The sequence below is a fragment of the Spirillospora sp. NPDC052242 genome, from assembly GCF_040679555.1.
Lineage (GTDB): Bacteria > Actinomycetota > Actinomycetes > Streptosporangiales > Streptosporangiaceae > Spirillospora.
Window position 1 is genome coordinate 41,101 of sequence record NZ_JBFAUZ010000032.1, and the last position, 16,283, is coordinate 57,383.

The following is a 16,283-nucleotide window of genomic DNA, read 5'->3' on the forward strand; positions in this document are numbered from 1 at the left end:
TGCCTCGCATGATCCGAAGCGAGGGCCGCGGGCCCGTCCGGCTGATCACTCTCGACCGTCCCGAGCGCCGGAACGCCGTGGACGGTCCCATGGCCGAGGCGCTCGAAGAGGCGATCGGTGCGGCCGAACGCGACGACGACGTCCGGGCGATCGTCCTGGCGGGGGCGGGCGGCGCCTTCTGCGCGGGGAACGACCTCAAGGCCATGGCCGCGGGCGACTTCCCCGTGCCGACCGTGGACGGTCCGCCGCCGATGCGGGTCACGCGGGCGGCTCCGGCCAAGCCGGTCGTCGCCGCGATCGAGGGCTACTGCTTCGGCGGGGGCTTCGAGCTGGCGCTGTGGGCCGATCTGCGGGTCGCGTCCACGACCGCCGAGTTCGGCGCGCTCAACCTGGCGCAGGGACTGCCGTGCCTGGACGCCGCCACCGTGCGCCTTCCGCGCATCGTCGGGCAGGCGAGGGCGCTCGACGTCCTGCTGACGGCGCGGCGCGTCCCGGCGGAGGAGGCGCTGGCGTGGGGGCTGATCACCCGCATGGTCGAGCCCGGGCGGGCGCTGGAGGAGGGCCTGGCCCTGGCGGAGGCGGTGGCCGCGCTGCCGCCGGGGGCGCTGGGCGCCGCCCGGCGGTCGGTGCTGGAGCAGTGGGCGCTTCCGGAGGGCGAGGCCGCCCGCGGCGAGGCGGACCTGGCCCTCCGGTAACGGGACTACTTGCGGCGGGCCACGTCGTAGGCGGCGCAGCCGATCAGTTCGAGGGAAACCTGGAGGCGCTGCAGGCTGATGTTGTCCGCGATCGTGTCCTCGGGCGTGTGGTAGGTCGGTTCGAGCTGGCTGGGCGCCTCGCCGCCGCGCCAGCTGAAGTTGCCGGCCGGGATGCCGCGCTCGAAGAAGGCCTCGTGGTCGCTGGAGCCGCGGGCGGTGGGCCCCTCGGTCTGGTCGGCGTAGCCGAGGCGGCGCGCGGCGGCGTTCACCGCGGCCGTGGTGGTGTTGTCCGCTCCGTCCACCGACAGCAGCCAGTACGTGCCCGCGGGCGGATGGCTCGTGGCGACCATGTCGTTCTGGAAGCAGCCGGTGATCTGCGCGACGCCCGCCTCGTCGAGTTCCTTCACGTAGTGCCGGGCGCCGATCAGGCCATACTCCTCCGAACCCCACAGGCAGATGCGGATCGCCTGCTGGGTGGGCAGGCGCCGCAGGACGCGCGCCAGCTCCAGGCACAGGACGGTTCCGCTGCCGTCGTCGTTCGCGCCGGGCGAGCCGGGGACGCTGTCGTAGTGCGCGCTGACGATGACGGCCTTGCCGTCGGGGTTCGGCAGCGTCGCCTTCCGCTCGGCCAGGACGTTGTACGAGGTCAGCCCGGAGTGGTGGGTGACCTCGAAGGACAGCCGGCGGGCGCCCGCGCGGATCCGCTCGCCGTGGTACTCGGCGAGGCCCAGCACCGGGATCGCGACCGTCTCGGACAGGTTCGGGGTGAAGGACCCCGGCTTGCGCTCGGGGTAGGTCTCCGAACGGGCGTTGACGATGAGCGCCGCCGCGGCTCCCGCGGCGGCCGCGGCCTTGGCCTGCTCGGTCTCCTTGCCGACCACGCGGTCGAACAGGACGAGCCGGCCGCGCACGTCGCCGGTGACCGCGGTGACGCGGCCGACGTCCACGACCTTGCCGTCCGCGGCGGCGACGGCGCCCTGCGGGGAGGCGCTGGCCTGCCAGAGCCGCTCGCCGCGGGCGCGGATCTCGGCGAGGTACTTGTCGGCGACCGGGAACGGCTGCAGTTCGACCTTGTAACCGAGCCGGCGCAGCTCACCGGCGATGTAGCGGGCGGCACGGTGCTCGGACCGGGTGCCGGCGATGCGCCAGCCGATCTCGTCGCTGAGCACCCGCAGGTGCCGCAGCGCCCGGCGGGCGTCGACGCGGGCGACCACGGCCCGGTCGCCGACGGTGAGGGAGGGGGGAAGGGCGGCGCCGGGGCGCTGCCGGGTCGCGGCGGTGGCGGTTCCGGGGAGCAGGCCGACGGTCGCGAACCCGGCGAGGGCCGCGGCACCGGCCAGCAGGTCGCGTCGTTTGACCTCGGACATGGGGCCTCCTCATGGCGAGGACGGCCGTTCCCGTCCGGCTCGGGTCGCGGGCCGGTGGCGGGTGACGGCAAGGACTGGAAGCGGGGCCCCGATGTGGGGAATCTAGGAAATTTCCCCTACGCCCACAAGATCAACCTGTCGCTCCGCAACCCAATCGTTGTCAGGATCCCGGCGACGCCTTGCGGAGGACGCCGCCGTACTCGTAGACGGCGGGCTCCATGACCGAGCGGCCGACGTCGGCACGTTCTCCGGGATCTCTACCGGGGTGTTGTCGTCGGCCATCGCTCTGCCCTCCCGAAGACCGACCGTATCGCCAAGAACGATCTTCGGGAGGCGGTGTCACCGTATTTTCGGCACGTCACCGAAGAGCGGGGCCACCTCCGTCCAGCGGTGGAGCTGGCAGCCGTCCTCGCGGGAGAACGTCGTGTCGATGGGGCGTCCCCGCCAGGTGCCCTGGACGGTGGCGGTGGCGGGGCCGCCGTAGATCTTCGTGCAGATCTCGCTCGTGACGGGCTTGAACGGGTCGGCGGTCTTGGCGAGCGCGGCGCACGCCTCCGCGGCCTTCGGGTGGGTGCCGCCGGGCGGGTCGCAGGTGAGGGTCCAGGTCGTGGCGGGTGCCTCCGGAGAGGCCTTGACCTTGATCGTGAGGGTCTCCTCGGGGGAGCTGGACGGCTGCACTTCGGCGGAGCCGTCGGCGGGGTTGCTCGAGGTGCTTTCGTCGCCGCAACCGGCCAGTGAAAGGATCAGAGCCAGCCCGGACGCGGCGAGGAGGGGCGTCCGATACCGCATGCGTGATTCGACGCGGCGGGGTTCAGCGCGGTTCCATGGAGGAGTGATGATTTTCGGGGAGGACGTGCCGGCGGTGCCGGCCGCCGAGGTTCCACAGGACGCCTACCTGCTGGACGTGCGAGAGCAGGACGAGTGGGACGCGGGTCACGCGCCCGACGCCGTCCACATCCCGATGGGCCGGCTCAGCGACCGGGCGGCGGAGATCCCCCGCGACCGCGAGGTGTTCGTGATCTGCCGGTCCGGCGGGCGGTCGGCGCAGGTGACCGTGGCGCTCAACCAGGCGGGGTGGCTGGCCAGGAACGTGGACGGCGGGATGCAGGCGTGGGCGGCGGCGGGCCGCGCGATGGAGGGGGACGGGGACCCGTACGTGGCTTGACCTTTTTGGGCGGTTGTAACACACTTCCGTCTGATTTCCGCGGGAGCTCGGGCCACGGGCCGGGCTGAGAGGGCGAACCCAGAGGCGTCGCCGACCGCATGAACCTGTCCGGGTAATGCCGGCGTAGGGAGAGTGCTGCATGGCGTCCGCCGTCGACGAGGTCCCGTACACCCTGGACGAGCCGGCGCCGAAGGTCCTCGGCTTCTGGGACCAGAGCGCGTTCTGGGCGAACCTCGGGGTCAGCCTGCTGGCGTTCTCCGGCGCCTACACCGTGCTTGCGCCGGACGAGAACGGCGTCCCGACGCTGTCGATCGCCGCCGGGATCGTCGCGATGATCGTCGGGACGGTCGTCGGCGGGCTGATGCTCGGGCTCGCCGCCGTCCCGGGCGCCCGGACCGGACGTCCCGCGATGGTGCTGCTGCGCGGGCTGTTCGGCGCGCGGCTGTCGTACGTCCCGACCGTCCTGAACATCGCGCAGCTCGTCGGGTGGGGGACGTTCGAGCTGATCGTGATCGCGGACGCGGCGCGGCACCTGTGGGACGGGATCCCCCGGTGGGGCTACGTGATCGCGGCGGGGGTGCTGACGACCGTCCTGACGATCTGGCCGCTCGGCTCGGTGCGGCTGCTGCGCCGGTACGTGACGGCCGCGGTGCTGGTCTCGCTCGTCTACTTCTACGTGCAGCTGGTGCGGGAGCCGCTGCCGGATCTGACGGAGGGCGGCTGGGACGGCTTCCTGATCGGCGCCGACGCGGCCCTGGCGGTGTCGATCTCGTGGGTGCCGGTCGCCGCCGACTACACCCGGCACGCGCGCAGCGAGCGCGGCGCGTTCGGCGCGGCGGCCGCCGGCTACTCGGTCACGCAGATCGTCGCGTACGTCCTCGGCCTGCTGGCCCTCGCGCTGGCGGGGGCGGACGGCAACGTGTTCGACCCGTTCCTCGCGGTGCCGCTGGGCGTGCTGTTCTTCGGCGTGTTCGTGCTGCGCGAGGCGGACCAGTCGTTCGCGAACGTGTACTCGACGGCGGTGTCGATCCAGAACCTCGTGCCCCGCGCGGACCGCCGCGTCCTGACGGTCGCGCTCGGCGCGCTGATCACCGTGCTGGCGCTCGTCCTGGACATCGGCGACTACGCGGGCTTCCTGTCGCTGATCGGGTCGGTGTTCGTCCCGATGCTGGGCGTGCTGGCCGCCGACTTCTTCCTCGGCCGGGGCCGGGACGGCTGGGACGGCTCGGCCGCGGCGCCGTCGCGGTGGGGCATGGTCGCCGCGTGGGTGATCGGGTTCGTCGCCTACCAGCTGATCAATCCGGGCACGGTGAGCGGCTGGGCCGGGTTCTGGACGGACGCGCAGGGGCTGCTGAACTTCGCGCCGCAGAGCTGGATGAGCGCGTCGCTGCTGTCGTTCCTGCTCGCCGGGTCGGCCGCGCTGGCCGCCGGCCGGCTGGCGATATCGCGCGGCGCAGCGCGCTGACGTGGCGTTCTTCCGTTGCCGCGACGGGAAGAGTGAGAACTTTTCCGTTGCGGTTCCCCGGCGCGGCAACGGGTCCGGTGGCACGATGACAGTCGTGCATCACCACGTCCACGACCCGATCGCGCGGGCGGTCATCGAGAGCGCCGCGGACGCGATCGTGGCCGTGGACGGCAGGCACCGCGTCACCGTGTGGAACCCGGCGGCCGAGCGGATGTTCGGCTGGACGGCCGAGGAGATGATCGGGCGGGTGCCGCCGATCGTCCCGGACGAGCTGAAGGCCGAGCACAACGCCGTCCAGGAGCGGCTGCTCACCCGCCGGGCCGGGGACGGCGGGCAGATCTCGATCGCGACCCGCCGGTTCCACCGGGACGGCCGCCTCATCGACGTCCGCATCGACACGAGCCTGCTGAAGGACCCGTCCGGGACGCAGCTCGGCTGGGTCGGCGTGTACCGGCCGGTGGAGGACGACGAGATCGTCCAGCACCACATGACCGAGCGGGCGCGGCTGGTGCGGCGGCTGAACGACATCGTCGCCGACCTGAACGCCGAGCTGGACCTCGCGGTCGTCCTCGACCGGATCACCGCCGCGATGATCGAGCTGACCGGGGCGGACGCGGGCGGGTTCGTCCGGATCGAGGGCGATCGGCTGCGGCTGGTCAGCATGTCGGGGCTGCCGGAGCGGATGCGCGGGACGTCCGCGGAGCTGCGGCCGAGCCTGGTCGGGGAGCTGCTGCGCAGCGGCAAGACGATCAAACTCGCGACGGGGGACCGGCGGCTCGGCGACCTGATCTGGGCGGAGCTGGAGGGGCTGCACACGATCGCGATCGGGCTGTCGTTCGTGAAGGACAAGCCGTGGGGCGCCCTGTACGCGCTGTACTCCGGCCGCAAGGTCGGCCACACCGAGCTGGAGCTGCTGGAGCTGCTCGCCGGGCACGCGGGCGTCGCCGTCGGGAACGCGGTCGCGTACGCGGAGGTCGTCCGGCAGCGGGCGCACGAGCGCGCGGTGATCGACGCGAGCGCCGACGGCATCGCCGTCCTGGACCACGACCTGGTCGTCCGGCAGTGGAACCCGGCCGCGCACGCGATCACCGGGATCCCGCCGGACGACGCGATCGGGCGCCCGCTGCCGTTCGAGATGCCCGCGCTCGGCGAGGACCTGACGTACCAGCTCGAGTCGGGCACGTGGCTGAACGTGCTGACGGCGGAGATCGAGGAGACCGGCGAGCTGGTCCTGGACTTCCGCGACGTGTCCGAGGCGAAGGCCCTCGAAGAGGCGAAGGACCTGTTCCTCGCCACCACCAGCCACGAACTCCGCACCCCGATCACCGTCGTGCAGGGGTTCGCGTCCACGCTGGTCAACCGGTGGGACGAGCTCGCCGACGCCGACCGCCGCGCGGCCGTCGCGACGATCGCCGAGCGCGCCCAGTCGCTCGGCCGCCTCGTCGAGCACCTGCTGCTCGGTTCCCGCGCCGGACGGGACGAGCTGGCCGTCACCGTCGAGCCGTTCGACCTGCGCCGCGTCGTCGAGGGCGTCGTCGCCGGGTTCCGGTCCCTGTCGGCCGCGCACCGCGTCGAGCTGGAGATCGACCCCGACCTGCCGGACGCGCAGGGCGACCCGATGGCCACCGACATCGTCCTCGGCCAGCTGATGGAGAACGCGTTCAAGTACTCCCCGGACGGCGGGACCGTGCGCGTCTGCGCGCGGGCCGCCGGGCCTTGCATCGAGGTGACGGTCGAGGACGAGGGCGTCGGGATCCCGCCCGAGGACCACGAGCGTGTTTTTGAACGGTTCGTCCAGGGCGACGCCGGGGACCGCCGCCGTTTCGGCGGCATCGGGCTCGGCCTCTACATCGTCAAACGCCTCACCGAGGCGCAGCACGGCACCGTGTCCGCCCACCCGGCCGAGAACGGGACCGGAACACGCATGCGATTGGTCCTGCAGAAGGCCCGCTGACCAGCGGCGACACCCGAACCGGTTACTAACCGTGAGGACAGGGGGGTGGAACCGGGCGGGTGAGATCGGCGTGTTCCGCGCCGCCGCCGATCCCGTCGCCTGGCAGGGTGCTGACCCGTGGGACCCCCGGTTCCGGCCGTCCGCCGGGCCCGAGGGCGACGCAGATAACACGGTTCCGATGAGTAAGGCGGCGGCGGGTGGATAGATCCATTGTGGGTCGCAGTTGGTGACGAGATGACATCGGAGACGCCGTCGAAACACCGCTACCGGGGGTGATCACCGTGACCGGAGGGCCGGTGACTCGTTGTGCAGGTGGCAAACTGGAACGTCCGGGTTTCCGGACGATGTCAACAGGGCATTCCGGTCGTACCGGAAGAGCGGCGACGGGACAGTCCGAGCAAGCGAATCGACGGGGAGGTGAGGGCGTCGAGCGTCGTACTGCTGCCACACGCGCCGTCCAGCGTCGCGGTCGCCCGTAGGCGCCTCAGCTCCGAACTCGCGGAGTCGGGCGTCTACGAAGCCGTCGTGGACGATGCCAGCGTCATCGTGAGCGAACTCATCAGCAACGCGCTGCGGCACGCGCGCCCGCTCCCGTCCGGCCAGGTCAAGGTCTGCTGGATGTGCCACGGCGACGTCCTCGAACTGGAGGTCAGCGACGGCGGCGCGATGACCGAACCGCGCCGCGGCCCCGGGACGCTCTCCTCGCTCGGCGGCCGGGGGCTCGGCATCGTCGAGGCCCTCTCCGAAGGCTGGGGCGTGCGCCACGAGGAGGGCGCGACCACCGTGTGGGCCGTCCTGCGGGCACCCCGCTCGAACGAATCGGCGGGCGTCGCCTCGACCACCGGCGAACACGTTGTCATGCCCGACCTGTCCGCCTTCCCCGACCTCTTCGACGAGCCGTCGACGAGCGACTTCTGCGACGACGCCCGCAACGGCGTGCCCACGACCAGGGCATATCCCGCGTAGCCGGGCCCCTCCCGGCCGAGGTAGTTGAAAAGTACACCCCCGCCCGAAGCGCCCGTCCCGGCACCTTGTAGTGTCCTCGTCAAGCTCGGGCGCTGTCGTGCCCCCGTCGACACCGCCCGAGCGTCCAACGTGTTTATTGCGACGAAGGCCGCTCAGGGCCCTGGGGGCCTTGAGCGGCCTTCGTCGCGTGCGATTGCTGCATCGCTCCGAGTCGCCCCAGGGGGCCCGCTGCGCGATCAGGTTCTCGCTTCGCTCGAACCTGCCTTCGGACGCAATCGCAGTGGTTCCGGTCCGCTCTGGCTGGGGGTCGGGCTGAGGTCCGCTGTCGAAGGTCCTCGCTGCATCACGATCGGGTCTGGGCGGGCGGGAGTCTTGCGGGGGCGGTGTTGGTCACCTGCTGGAAGATCATCGAGCTGCGGAAGCCGGTCACCTCGCTGCGCTTGCTCAGCCGGTCGACGAGGAAGCCGTGCAGGTGATCTAGGTCCTGTACGGCTACGTGCAGGAGGAAGTCGTCGTCGCCGGACAGCACGAAGACGTGCAGGACCTCCGGCAGCCCGCCGGCGAAGGACTTGAACCCGTCGATGGCGGCCCGGCTGAGCGGCCGCACCTGGACCGACACGAGCGCCTGGACGCCGCGGTTGAGGGCCGCCGGGTCGATGTCGGCGTGGTAGCCGCGGATGACGCCCCGCCGGGTGAGTGCCCGCACCCGCTCCAGGCACGTCGAGGGCGCGATGCCGAGCCGCCGGGCGAGCTCCCGGTTGGACTGCCGCGCATCCGTCTGGAGAAGCCGCACGATCTTTGAATCAAGTTCGTCCACGGCCGGACCGTAGCATCGATTCTGGACGTTCGTTCGATCCATCTCGTGTGATCCGTTCAAATGACCGATAGTTGTGCATGGTGCCGTTCGATCTAAGGAGGAACCGGGCCATGCTCGATCACGAACAGGTCGTCATCCGGACCGGGCGGCGCGCCGGGCTGCCGGTGATCGTCGCCGTCCACTCCACCGCGTTGGGCCCGGCGGCGGGCGGGCTCCGGTTCCGGCGGTACGCCGGCTGGCGCGACGCGCTGGACGACGCGCTGCGGCTCTCGGCCGCCATGACCGCCAAGACGGCGCTGGCCGGGCTGCCGAGCGGCGGCGGGAAGACCGTGGTCGCCCTGCCGGACGGCCCGGTGCCGGACGGCGCCCGCAGGCGCGACGTCCTGTACGACGTCGCCGAGGTCATCGACGCGCTGGACGGCGCGTACGCGACCGGGCCGGACGTGGGGACGAGCCCGGCCGACATGGCGATCGTCGGCGAGGTCACCCCGCACGTGTTCTGCAGGCCGGTGCGACTGGGCGGCAGCGGCGACTCGTCCCCGCACACGGCGGACGGGGCGCTCGCCGCGCTGCGCGCCGCCGCCCGGCACCTGTACGGCACCGCGAGCCTGGACGGGCGGCGCTGCGCGCTGATCGGCCTCGGCCGCGTCGGGGAACGGCTCGGCCGCCTGCTCGCGGCCGAGGGCGCCGAGCTGACGGCGACCGACATCGACCCCGGCAAGCGGGACGTCTGCGCCGAACTCGGCGCGTCCTGGTGCGATCCCGCCGAGATCGGCGCGGCGGACGTCGACTTCCTGATCCCCGCGGCCCTCGGCGGCCTCCTGACCCCGGAGGCCGTCGCGCGGCTGCGCTGCCGGGCCGTGGTCGGTCCCGCGAACGATCAGCTCGCCGAGCCCGGCGTCGCCGACCTGCTGCACGGCCGGGGGATCCTCTGGGTGCCCGACCACGTGGTGAGCGCGGGCGGGGTGATCAACGCGATCACGACCGAGCTGCACCTCCGCGGCGCCGCCGAGGCCCGCGCGCGGGTCGCGGCCATCGGGGATACCGTCGCGGACCTCCTCGCCGCCGCCGACCGGCTCGGCCGCACGCCCGCGCGGGTGGCGGCCGACATGGCCCGCGACCGCGTCCGGACGGCCGCAGCTCCGAACTAGACGAGACGGTTCGTCTTGACTTTCGTGGATGCGGCTCGCATACTCGTGGCAAGCGAGACGGAACGTCTCGTCTTGATCGGAGGAGGTGGGGCCTTCTGCGTACCGCGAGTCAACTGGCGCTCGTCGAGGCCACCAAGCGCTACGGCGACCGTGTCGTCCTCGACCGGGTGTCGCTCACGGTGAAGCCCGGCGAGCGGATCGGCGTGATCGGCGACAACGGGTCCGGGAAGTCGACGCTGCTCGGCCTGCTGGCGGGCGCCGTGCGGCCGGACAACGGGGACGTCACGGTGATCGCGCCCGGTGGCCTCGGGCACCTGCCGCAGGCGCTCGACCTGCCGCTCCACGCGACGGTGGGCGCGGCCGTCGATCTGGCCCTGGCCGACCTCCGGGTGCTGGAGGCCCGGATGCGCGCGGCCGAACGCGCCCTCGACGGGGACGGGCTGGACGCGTACGCGGGCCTCGTCGCCGAGTTCGAGGCGCGCGGCGGCTACGAGGCCGACGCGCGGGTGGACGCCGCGCTGCACGCCCTCGGGCTGCCCGGCCTCGACCGGGGCCGCACGCTCGGGACCCTCTCGGGCGGCGAACGGTCGCGGCTCGTCCTCGCGGCCACGCTGGCGTCCGATCCCGAACTGCTGCTGCTCGACGAGCCGACCAACGACCTCGACGACCAGGCCGTCGCCTGGCTCGAGCGGCGGCTCCGCGCGCACCGCGGGACGGTCGTGGCGATCACCCACGACCGGACGTTCCTGGAGCGGGTGACGACGACCGTCCTGGAGGTCGACGGCGGGCGGGTGCGGCGCTACGGCGACGGCTACGCCGGGTACCTCGCGGCGAAGGCCGCCGAGCGTGCCGCGCAGGCGCGCGCGCACGAGGAGTGGAAAGCGGAACGGGGACGGCACGCCGCGCTGGTCACGGCCAACGCGGGACGGCTGGCGGCCATCCCGCGCAAGATGGCGAAGGCGGGCATGGGCACCGGGGCCTGGCGCGCGCGCTCGCGGACCCACGGGGCCGCAGGACGGATCCGTCAGGCGCAGCAGCGGCTCCGGTGGCTCGACGACCATCCGGCACCGCCGCCGCCGGAGCCGCTGCGCTTCACCGCCGCGCTCGCCACCGCGGGCACCGAGGCGGCCGAGGCGGCCGCGCTCGACGGCGTGGTCGTCGAGGGACGCCTCCGCGTGGACGCCCTGACGGTGCGGGCCGGCGAGCGGCTGCTCGTCACCGGCCCGAACGGCGCGGGGAAGACGACGCTGATGCGGGTGCTCGCCGGGGAGCTGCGGCCGGACGCCGGCGAGGTGCGGCGGCCGGGCCGGGTCGGGTTCCTCCGGCAGGACGGCCCGGCCGGTGCGGCGGACCGCACGGTGCTGCGGGCCTACGCGCACGGCCGTCCCGGCACGCCGGACGAGCACGCGGACGCGCTGCTGGCCCTCGGGCTGTTCCGGCCGTCGGAGCTGGGGCTCCGCGTGGGCGAGCTGTCGCACGGGCAGCGCCGCAGGATCGAGCTGGCGCGGCTGGTGAGCGACCCCGTCGACCTGCTGCTGCTGGACGAGCCGACGAACCACCTGTCGCCGATGCTCGTGGAGCAGCTGGAGGAGGCGCTGGCCGCCTACCGGGGCGCGCTGGTGATCGTGACGCACGACCGGCGGCTGCGGGCGGCGTTCACCGGCTCCCGCGTGGAGCTGGAGCGCGGCGCGGTCCTCGAACCGGCGTGACGGCTACGGGGCGTCCCGCAGGATCGGGCACGACATGCAGCGGGGCCCGCCCCGGCCCGAGCCGAGCTCGCTGCCGCCGATCCGGATGACCTCGATGCCCGCCGCCTCGAGCTGCGCGTTCGTCTCGATGTTCCGCTCGTAGGCGACGCACAGCCGGGGCGCGACGGCGAGCGTGTTGTTGCCGTCGTCCCACTGCTCCCGCTCGGCGGTGACCGGGTCGAGACCGGTGTCGATGACCTTGAGCCGGTCGAGGCCCATGGCGCTCGCGGCGGCCTCCAGAAACGGGCGCGGCTCCTCCACCCGCAGGTCGCCGCCGTCCAGCGTGACCGTGTACGCGACGAGCGAGTGCGCGACCGGCGGGTACATGACGACGGTGTCGATGTCGACCATCGTGCAGACCGTGTCCAGGTGCATGGTCGCGCGCTCCTGCGCGATGGGGACGGCGAGGACGGTGCGGGCGAGGCCCGCGCCGATCACCTGCCGCGCGAGCCGCTCGACGCCCGCGGGGGTCGTCCGCTCGCCCGTCCCGACCGCGACGACGCCGGGGCACAGCAGCAGGACGTCGCCGCCCTCCAGGTGCTCGAGGGACGGCCCGTACACCGGCTGGACGCCCGCGAAGCGCGGGTGGTGCGCGTACAGCAGGCCCACGAGGTCGGCCTCGCGGCGCCGCGCGTCCGTCGCGAGGCTCGTCACCGCGACCCGGTCGCCGATCCAGACGCTCTGGTCGCGGGTGAACAGCAGGTTCGGCACGGGGTCGACGATGAAGTCCTGCTGGTCGAGCAGCCGGTAGACCAGCCCGTGGCCCGCCTTCAGCTCCTCGTGCGCGAGGCCCGCGACGAGCGTGTGCGCGAGGTCCTCGGGGTCGAGGTCGCGCAGGTACCCCTCGACGACGCGGCGGAGCTGGTCGCCGAGCCGCAGGTCGACGATCGCGTCCGCGATCGCCTGCTCGCGCGCGTTCTCGTACTCCAGCGCGTCCTGGAGGAGCTCCGTCACGTACAGGACCTCGACGTCCCGGGACCGCAGGGCCTCGGCGAACGCGTCGTGCTCCTCCTGCGCCCGTCCGGCCCAGGGGATCCCGTCGAACAGCAGCTTGTCGTTGTTGCGCGGGGTGAGCCGCTTCAGTTCCGCGCCGGGCCGGTGCAGCAGGACGGTCCGCAGCCGCCCGACCTCACTGGTGACCCGGTGCTCGTGCGCTGTCGTCTCCGTCACACTCGCAGTCTAGATCGCGGTTTCCCGAGGCCCCGCGCCCGGGGCAGACTGCGGGCATGATCGGCGTCCACCTTTCCGCGGCGACGTTGCTGCGGGTTTCGGCGGAGGGCGTCGCGACGGCCGTGGTGCTGACCGTCCAGGCCCGGACGGGCGACGCCGCGACCGCGGGGTTCCTGCAGACCGCGATGACGCTCCCGTACGTCCTGAGCGGGCCGGTGATCGGGCACGCACTGGACCGCACGTCCCGTCCCCGCCGCCTCGCCCTCCTCCTCGCCGCCGGGTACGCGGTTGCGACGGCCGCGCTGCTCGCGACGGCCGGGCGGTCGCCGCTCGTCCTCGCGCTCGCCGTCGCGGCGGTGATCGGCTGCACGGAGCCGATCGTGGTGGCGCTGACGAGCCTGCTGCCCCGGTTCGTGCCCGCCGAGCGGCTGTCGCGCGCGTACGGGCTGGAGGCGTCGAGCTACAACCTGGCGGCGATCGCGGGTCCCGGGCTCGCGGCGGGCGTGGCGGCGTTCGCGGGCGGCGGCGAGTTCGCGGGCGTCGCGATCGTCGCGGCCGCGGCCGTGGGCGTGTGCGCGCTGCCGTTCCTGCCGTTCCCGCCCCCGCCGGACCGGACGGACGACGCGCCGCGCGTGTCGTCGATCGTCACCGGCGGCATGGTCGTGCTGGTGCGGGGCCGGGTGCTGCGGGCGCTGACGGTCGCGACGACCGTGGGCTGGCTCGGGTTCGGCGGGGTCGCGGTGACGGCCGTCCTGGTCGCGGAGCATCTGGGGGCCGAGCCGAGCGCGGGCGGGCGGCTGCTGGTGGCGATGGCCGTCGGGTCGCTGGCCGGCTCGCTCGCGTCGAGCCGCCTGCTGACGCCGCGGCACGCCGAACCGGTGATGATCGCGGGCCTGGTCGGGTTCGGCGCGTCGCTGGCCGCCGTCGTGGCGGCGCCGTCCGTCCCGTGGGCGATGGCGGCGTTCGTCGTCGCGGGCGTGTGCGAGGGGCCGGTGTTCGCGGCGACGCTGATGCTGCGGCAGCGGGAGGCGCCGCCGGACCGGCTCGGGCAGGTGAACACGACCGCGGGCAGCCTGAAGATCGGCGCGTCCGCGCTGGGCGCCGCGCTGACCGCGGTGTTCGCCGGTGCGCTGGGCGCGGACGGCCTGCTCCTCGCGATCGCCGCCTGCCAGTTGGCCGGCGCGGTCCTGGGTGTCGTCCTGCTGAACGTGCCCCGCGAAAAACCGATCGACGCGGCGGAGAAAGCGCCGTAATGTCCGGGGCATGTTCTTCGCAGCCGGCACCCGGACGCTCGCAGACACCGTTCTGCTGAGCGCGGTGCCGGCTGCCTCCTTCGAGGCAGCGGCAGCGGCCGTCGACGGCCTGCGACGCTGACCCCTCTCCGCCCCGCCTCCGGAGAACCAGCGGAGGGGGGTGGTCCGCAAGACGTGTGGACGCACGGCGTCCGCGCGGGTTCTCACGTTCCAGCCAGGAGTGAGGACGGAAACCATGGCCAAGCAGATCTTCGAGCGCGACAAGCCCCACCTGAACATCGGCACGATGGGGCACGTCGACCACGGCAAGACCACCCTGACCGCCGCGATCACGAAGGTGCTCGCCGACCGCGGGCTGGCGTCGGCCGTCCCGTTCGCGGGGATCGACCGCGCCCCCGAGGAGCGCGACCGCGGCATCACGATCAACATCGCGCACGTCCACTACTCGACCGCGACCAGGCACTACGCCCACGTCGACATGCCCGGCCACGCCGACTACGTGAAGAACATGATCACGGGCGCGGCGCAGATCGACGGGGCCGTCCTCGTCGTGTCGGCGCAGGACGGCGCGATGCCGCAGACGCGGGAGCACATCGTGCTCGCGCGGCAGGTCGGGGTCCGGCACATCGTGGTGGCGCTGAACAAGGCCGACATGGTCGAGGACGCCGAGCTGCTCGACCTCGTCGAGCTGGAGGTCCGGGAGCTGCTGTCGGAGTACGGGTTCCCGGGCGAGGACGTCCCGGTCGTGCGGGTGTCCGGGCTGCGGGCGCTGGAGGGCGACCCGTACTGGACGGCCCGGGTCGGCGACCTGCTCGACGCGATCGACGCGTACGTCCCGGTGCCGGAGCGGGTGCTCGACAAGCCGTTCCTGATGCCGGTCGAGAACGTCCTGAGCATCACCGGGCGCGGCACCGTCGTGACCGGCGTGGTGGCGCAGGGCGCGGTGCGGCTGCGCGACGAGGTCGAGGTCGTCGGGCTGGACGAGCGGACGCTGACGTCCGTCGTCACCGGCCTGGAGACGTTCGGGCAGTCGATGGAGCACGCCGAGGCCGGGGACAACGCGGCGATCCTGCTGCGCGGCGTCCAGCGGACGGACGTGCGCCGCGGCCAGGTCGTCAGCGCGCCGGGCTCGATCCGGCCGCACCTGCGGTTCCGGGCGCGGGTGCGGGTGTTGACCGCGGCGGAGGGCGGCCGGAGCCGGCCGTTCTTCCACGGGTACCGGCCGCAGTTCCACTTCCGCACCACGGACGTGGTCGGCTCGGTGGACCTCGGTGAGGGCGGCATGGCGCTGCCGGGCGACGACGTCGAGATGGTCGTCGACCTCGGCAAGCCGGTCGCGATGACCGCCGGGCTGGGCTTCGCGATCCGCGAGGGCGGCCGGACGGTCGGCGCCGGGAGCGTCGTGGAACTGCTCGACTAGAGCGGACGGGCGGACGGCCGGTCGCGCGCCTGCGGGCGCGCGGCCGGCCTTTTCCGTTGCGGAACAACGCGTGAAGCGGGTTTCGGACACATGTCAAGTGCTTGAATTGTCATATTTTGCTGGCCCGAGTCCCCGGGAACCGGTGGCGATGGCGATCTTGATGTGGTGAGATTCCGACGTCGCCCCCCGCAGTTCCCTCACATGGAGCACGTGTGCGTACCCCCCGCGCCCTGATTCCCCTGCTCTCCGTGACGGCCGCCGCCGTGATCGTCACGATCGCCGGCGCCGGCGCCGCGATCAAGGGCGTCCCCGGCGGCGGCCCCGCCCACGCCGACAGCGTGGCGCGGGAGATGCCGTCGGCGACGGTGAACGCGGTGACGTGGAACGTGTGCGGCGAGGCCCGCCCCGGCTGCCCGCTCGGCGGCAGCCCGGACGAGCTGGCCGCGAAGATCGTCGAGCGCGCGGGGACGACGGTCGTCGGCGGGCGCGAGGTCGAACCGAACGCCGTCCTGCTGCAGGAGGTCTGCGCCGGGCAGGTGGAGACGCTCCGCGAGGAGAACGGGCTCGACGGCTGGAGCTGGGAGTTCGCCGAGTACCCGGACGGCGGGGAGTGCGCGGACGAGCAGGGCCGGCTCGGCCTCGCGATCGGCACCGAGGCGACGCTCGCCGGGGCCGAGACCGAGAAGCTGCCCGCCCCCGAGGGCGCCGGGCGGATCGCGCTGTGCGGCGAGGTCGGCGCGTGGGGCGCCCGCGTGTGCGTCACGCAGTTCACCCCCGCCGAGGCCGACCCCGCCGGGGAGTGGCGGACGAAGCAGGCCGGGGCGCTCGCCGAGTTCGCCGGGCCGGGCCGCGTCGTCGTCGGCGGCGACCTCGCGGACGGGCCGAAGAGCGCGGCCCTCGACCCCCTCTACGCGGCCTACAACGAGTGCGACCAGGGCCCCGGCACGACCCGGACGGGCGACGAGACCCTCCAGGACTGGCGCGGCACGGCCGTCGCGAAGAACGACTTCATCTTCATGTCGAAGTCGGCGAGCGTGTCCTGCGGGGTCCCGGCGGAGCCCGTGGAGTCGTCCCACCACCGGCCCCTGTCGGCGGCGGTCCGGTTCCGCTGA

General features: G+C 73.4%; 14 protein-coding genes and 1 riboswitch. Of the genes, 10 read left to right on the top strand and 4 right to left on the bottom strand.

What is annotated here, in order from left to right:
* Positions 1-8 precede the first annotated feature (8 nt).
* Positions 9-695, top strand: a complete 687-nt coding sequence (locus tag AB0L25_RS25090) for an enoyl-CoA hydratase-related protein (protein ID WP_500175114.1) — start codon at positions 9-11, stop codon at positions 693-695.
* A gap of 5 nt (positions 696-700) precedes the next feature.
* Here AB0L25_RS25090 and AB0L25_RS25095 read toward each other — a convergent pair whose 3' ends face one another.
* Entirely contained in the window at positions 701-2,062 is a 1,362-nt protein-coding gene (locus AB0L25_RS25095) for a M20/M25/M40 family metallo-hydrolase (protein ID WP_500175116.1), read from the bottom strand.
* A gap of 339 nt (positions 2,063-2,401) precedes the next feature.
* Positions 2,402-2,851 (bottom strand): SSI family serine proteinase inhibitor, encoded by a 450-nt coding sequence (locus AB0L25_RS25100; RefSeq protein WP_500175117.1) that lies wholly within the window; start codon positions 2,849-2,851, stop codon positions 2,402-2,404.
* Positions 2,852-2,900: 49 nt separating this feature from the next.
* Here AB0L25_RS25100 and AB0L25_RS25105 point away from each other — a divergent pair, with 49 nt between their 5' ends.
* The 4 genes from AB0L25_RS25105 to AB0L25_RS25120 all read left to right on the top strand — a co-directional run bounded on the left by AB0L25_RS25105 (position 2,901) and on the right by AB0L25_RS25120 (position 7,612).
* Positions 2,901-3,227: a rhodanese-like domain-containing protein gene (locus AB0L25_RS25105; RefSeq protein WP_500175181.1), complete on the top strand. Its 327-nt coding sequence runs from the start codon at positions 2,901-2,903 to the stop codon at positions 3,225-3,227.
* A 29-nt stretch (positions 3,228-3,256) separates the two neighbouring features.
* Positions 3,257-3,374: riboswitch (TPP riboswitch) on the top strand.
* Positions 3,367-4,692 carry a purine-cytosine permease family protein gene (locus AB0L25_RS25110; RefSeq protein ID WP_500175118.1) on the top strand — a complete coding sequence of 442 codons (1,326 nt, stop codon included), beginning with the start codon at positions 3,367-3,369 and terminating at the stop codon, positions 4,690-4,692. Its footprint overlaps the riboswitch before it by 8 nt.
* 85 nt (positions 4,693-4,777) lie before the next feature.
* Positions 4,778-6,646, top strand: coding sequence for a PAS domain-containing protein (locus tag AB0L25_RS25115; protein WP_500175119.1), 1,869 nt, complete (start codon positions 4,778-4,780; stop codon positions 6,644-6,646).
* 417 nt (positions 6,647-7,063) lie between these two features.
* Positions 7,064-7,612, top strand: coding sequence for an ATP-binding protein (locus tag AB0L25_RS25120; protein ID WP_500175120.1), 549 nt, complete (start codon positions 7,064-7,066; stop codon positions 7,610-7,612).
* Between the two features lie 343 nt (positions 7,613-7,955).
* Here AB0L25_RS25120 and AB0L25_RS25125 read toward each other — a convergent pair whose 3' ends face one another.
* On the bottom strand, positions 7,956-8,429 hold the full coding sequence (locus AB0L25_RS25125) for an Lrp/AsnC family transcriptional regulator (protein WP_500175121.1): 474 nt from the start codon (positions 8,427-8,429) through the stop codon (positions 7,956-7,958).
* A 110-nt stretch (positions 8,430-8,539) separates the two neighbouring features.
* Here AB0L25_RS25125 and AB0L25_RS25130 point away from each other — a divergent pair, with 110 nt between their 5' ends.
* Positions 8,540-9,580 carry a Glu/Leu/Phe/Val dehydrogenase dimerization domain-containing protein gene (locus AB0L25_RS25130; protein ID WP_500175122.1) on the top strand — a complete coding sequence of 347 codons (1,041 nt, stop codon included), beginning with the start codon at positions 8,540-8,542 and terminating at the stop codon, positions 9,578-9,580.
* 95 nt (positions 9,581-9,675) lie between these two features.
* Complete coding sequence (locus tag AB0L25_RS25135; protein WP_500175182.1) at positions 9,676-11,289, top strand: TlrC/CarA/OleB/SrmB family ABC-F type ribosomal protection protein; 1,614 nt, start codon at positions 9,676-9,678, stop codon at positions 11,287-11,289.
* Between the two features lie 3 nt (positions 11,290-11,292).
* Here AB0L25_RS25135 and AB0L25_RS25140 read toward each other — a convergent pair whose 3' ends face one another.
* A complete protein-coding gene (locus AB0L25_RS25140) occupies positions 11,293-12,498 on the bottom strand; it encodes an arginine deiminase (RefSeq protein WP_500175123.1) in 1,206 nt (401 codons plus the stop codon).
* A 56-nt stretch (positions 12,499-12,554) separates the two neighbouring features.
* On the opposite strand from AB0L25_RS25140, the gene AB0L25_RS25145 reads away from it, so the two are divergent.
* The 3 genes from AB0L25_RS25145 (at position 12,555) to AB0L25_RS25155 (ending at position 16,283) form a co-directional block, all read left to right on the top strand.
* Positions 12,555-13,751 (top strand): MFS transporter, encoded by a 1,197-nt coding sequence (locus tag AB0L25_RS25145; RefSeq protein ID WP_500175124.1) that lies wholly within the window; start codon positions 12,555-12,557, stop codon positions 13,749-13,751.
* A 235-nt stretch (positions 13,752-13,986) separates the two neighbouring features.
* The gene (gene tuf, locus AB0L25_RS25150) at positions 13,987-15,171 is read left to right on the top strand and encodes an elongation factor Tu (RefSeq protein ID WP_500175125.1); all 1,185 of its coding nucleotides are present in this window, start codon (positions 13,987-13,989) and stop codon (positions 15,169-15,171) included.
* Positions 15,172-15,383: 212 nt separating this feature from the next.
* Positions 15,384-16,283 carry an endonuclease/exonuclease/phosphatase family protein gene (locus AB0L25_RS25155; RefSeq protein WP_500175126.1) on the top strand — a complete coding sequence of 300 codons (900 nt, stop codon included), beginning with the start codon at positions 15,384-15,386 and terminating at the stop codon, positions 16,281-16,283.

What these genes read in the sequence shown, in the direction of transcription:
- AB0L25_RS25090 (WP_500175114.1), top strand. Translation starts at nt 9, where the DNA reads ATGATCCGAAGCGAGGGCCGCGGGCCCGTCCGGCTGATCACTCTCGAC.
- AB0L25_RS25095 (WP_500175116.1), bottom strand. Translation starts at nt 2,062, where the DNA reads ATGTCCGAGGTCAAACGACGCGACCTGCTGGCCGGTGCCGCGGCCCTC.
- AB0L25_RS25100 (WP_500175117.1), bottom strand. Translation starts at nt 2,851, where the DNA reads ATGCGGTATCGGACGCCCCTCCTCGCCGCGTCCGGGCTGGCTCTGATC.
- AB0L25_RS25110 (WP_500175118.1), top strand. Translation starts at nt 3,367, where the DNA reads ATGGCGTCCGCCGTCGACGAGGTCCCGTACACCCTGGACGAGCCGGCG.
- AB0L25_RS25115 (WP_500175119.1), top strand. Translation starts at nt 4,778, where the DNA reads ATGACAGTCGTGCATCACCACGTCCACGACCCGATCGCGCGGGCGGTC.
- AB0L25_RS25130 (WP_500175122.1), top strand. Translation starts at nt 8,540, where the DNA reads ATGCTCGATCACGAACAGGTCGTCATCCGGACCGGGCGGCGCGCCGGG.
- AB0L25_RS25145 (WP_500175124.1), top strand. Translation starts at nt 12,555, where the DNA reads ATGATCGGCGTCCACCTTTCCGCGGCGACGTTGCTGCGGGTTTCGGCG.
- tuf (WP_500175125.1), top strand. Translation starts at nt 13,987, where the DNA reads ATGGCCAAGCAGATCTTCGAGCGCGACAAGCCCCACCTGAACATCGGC.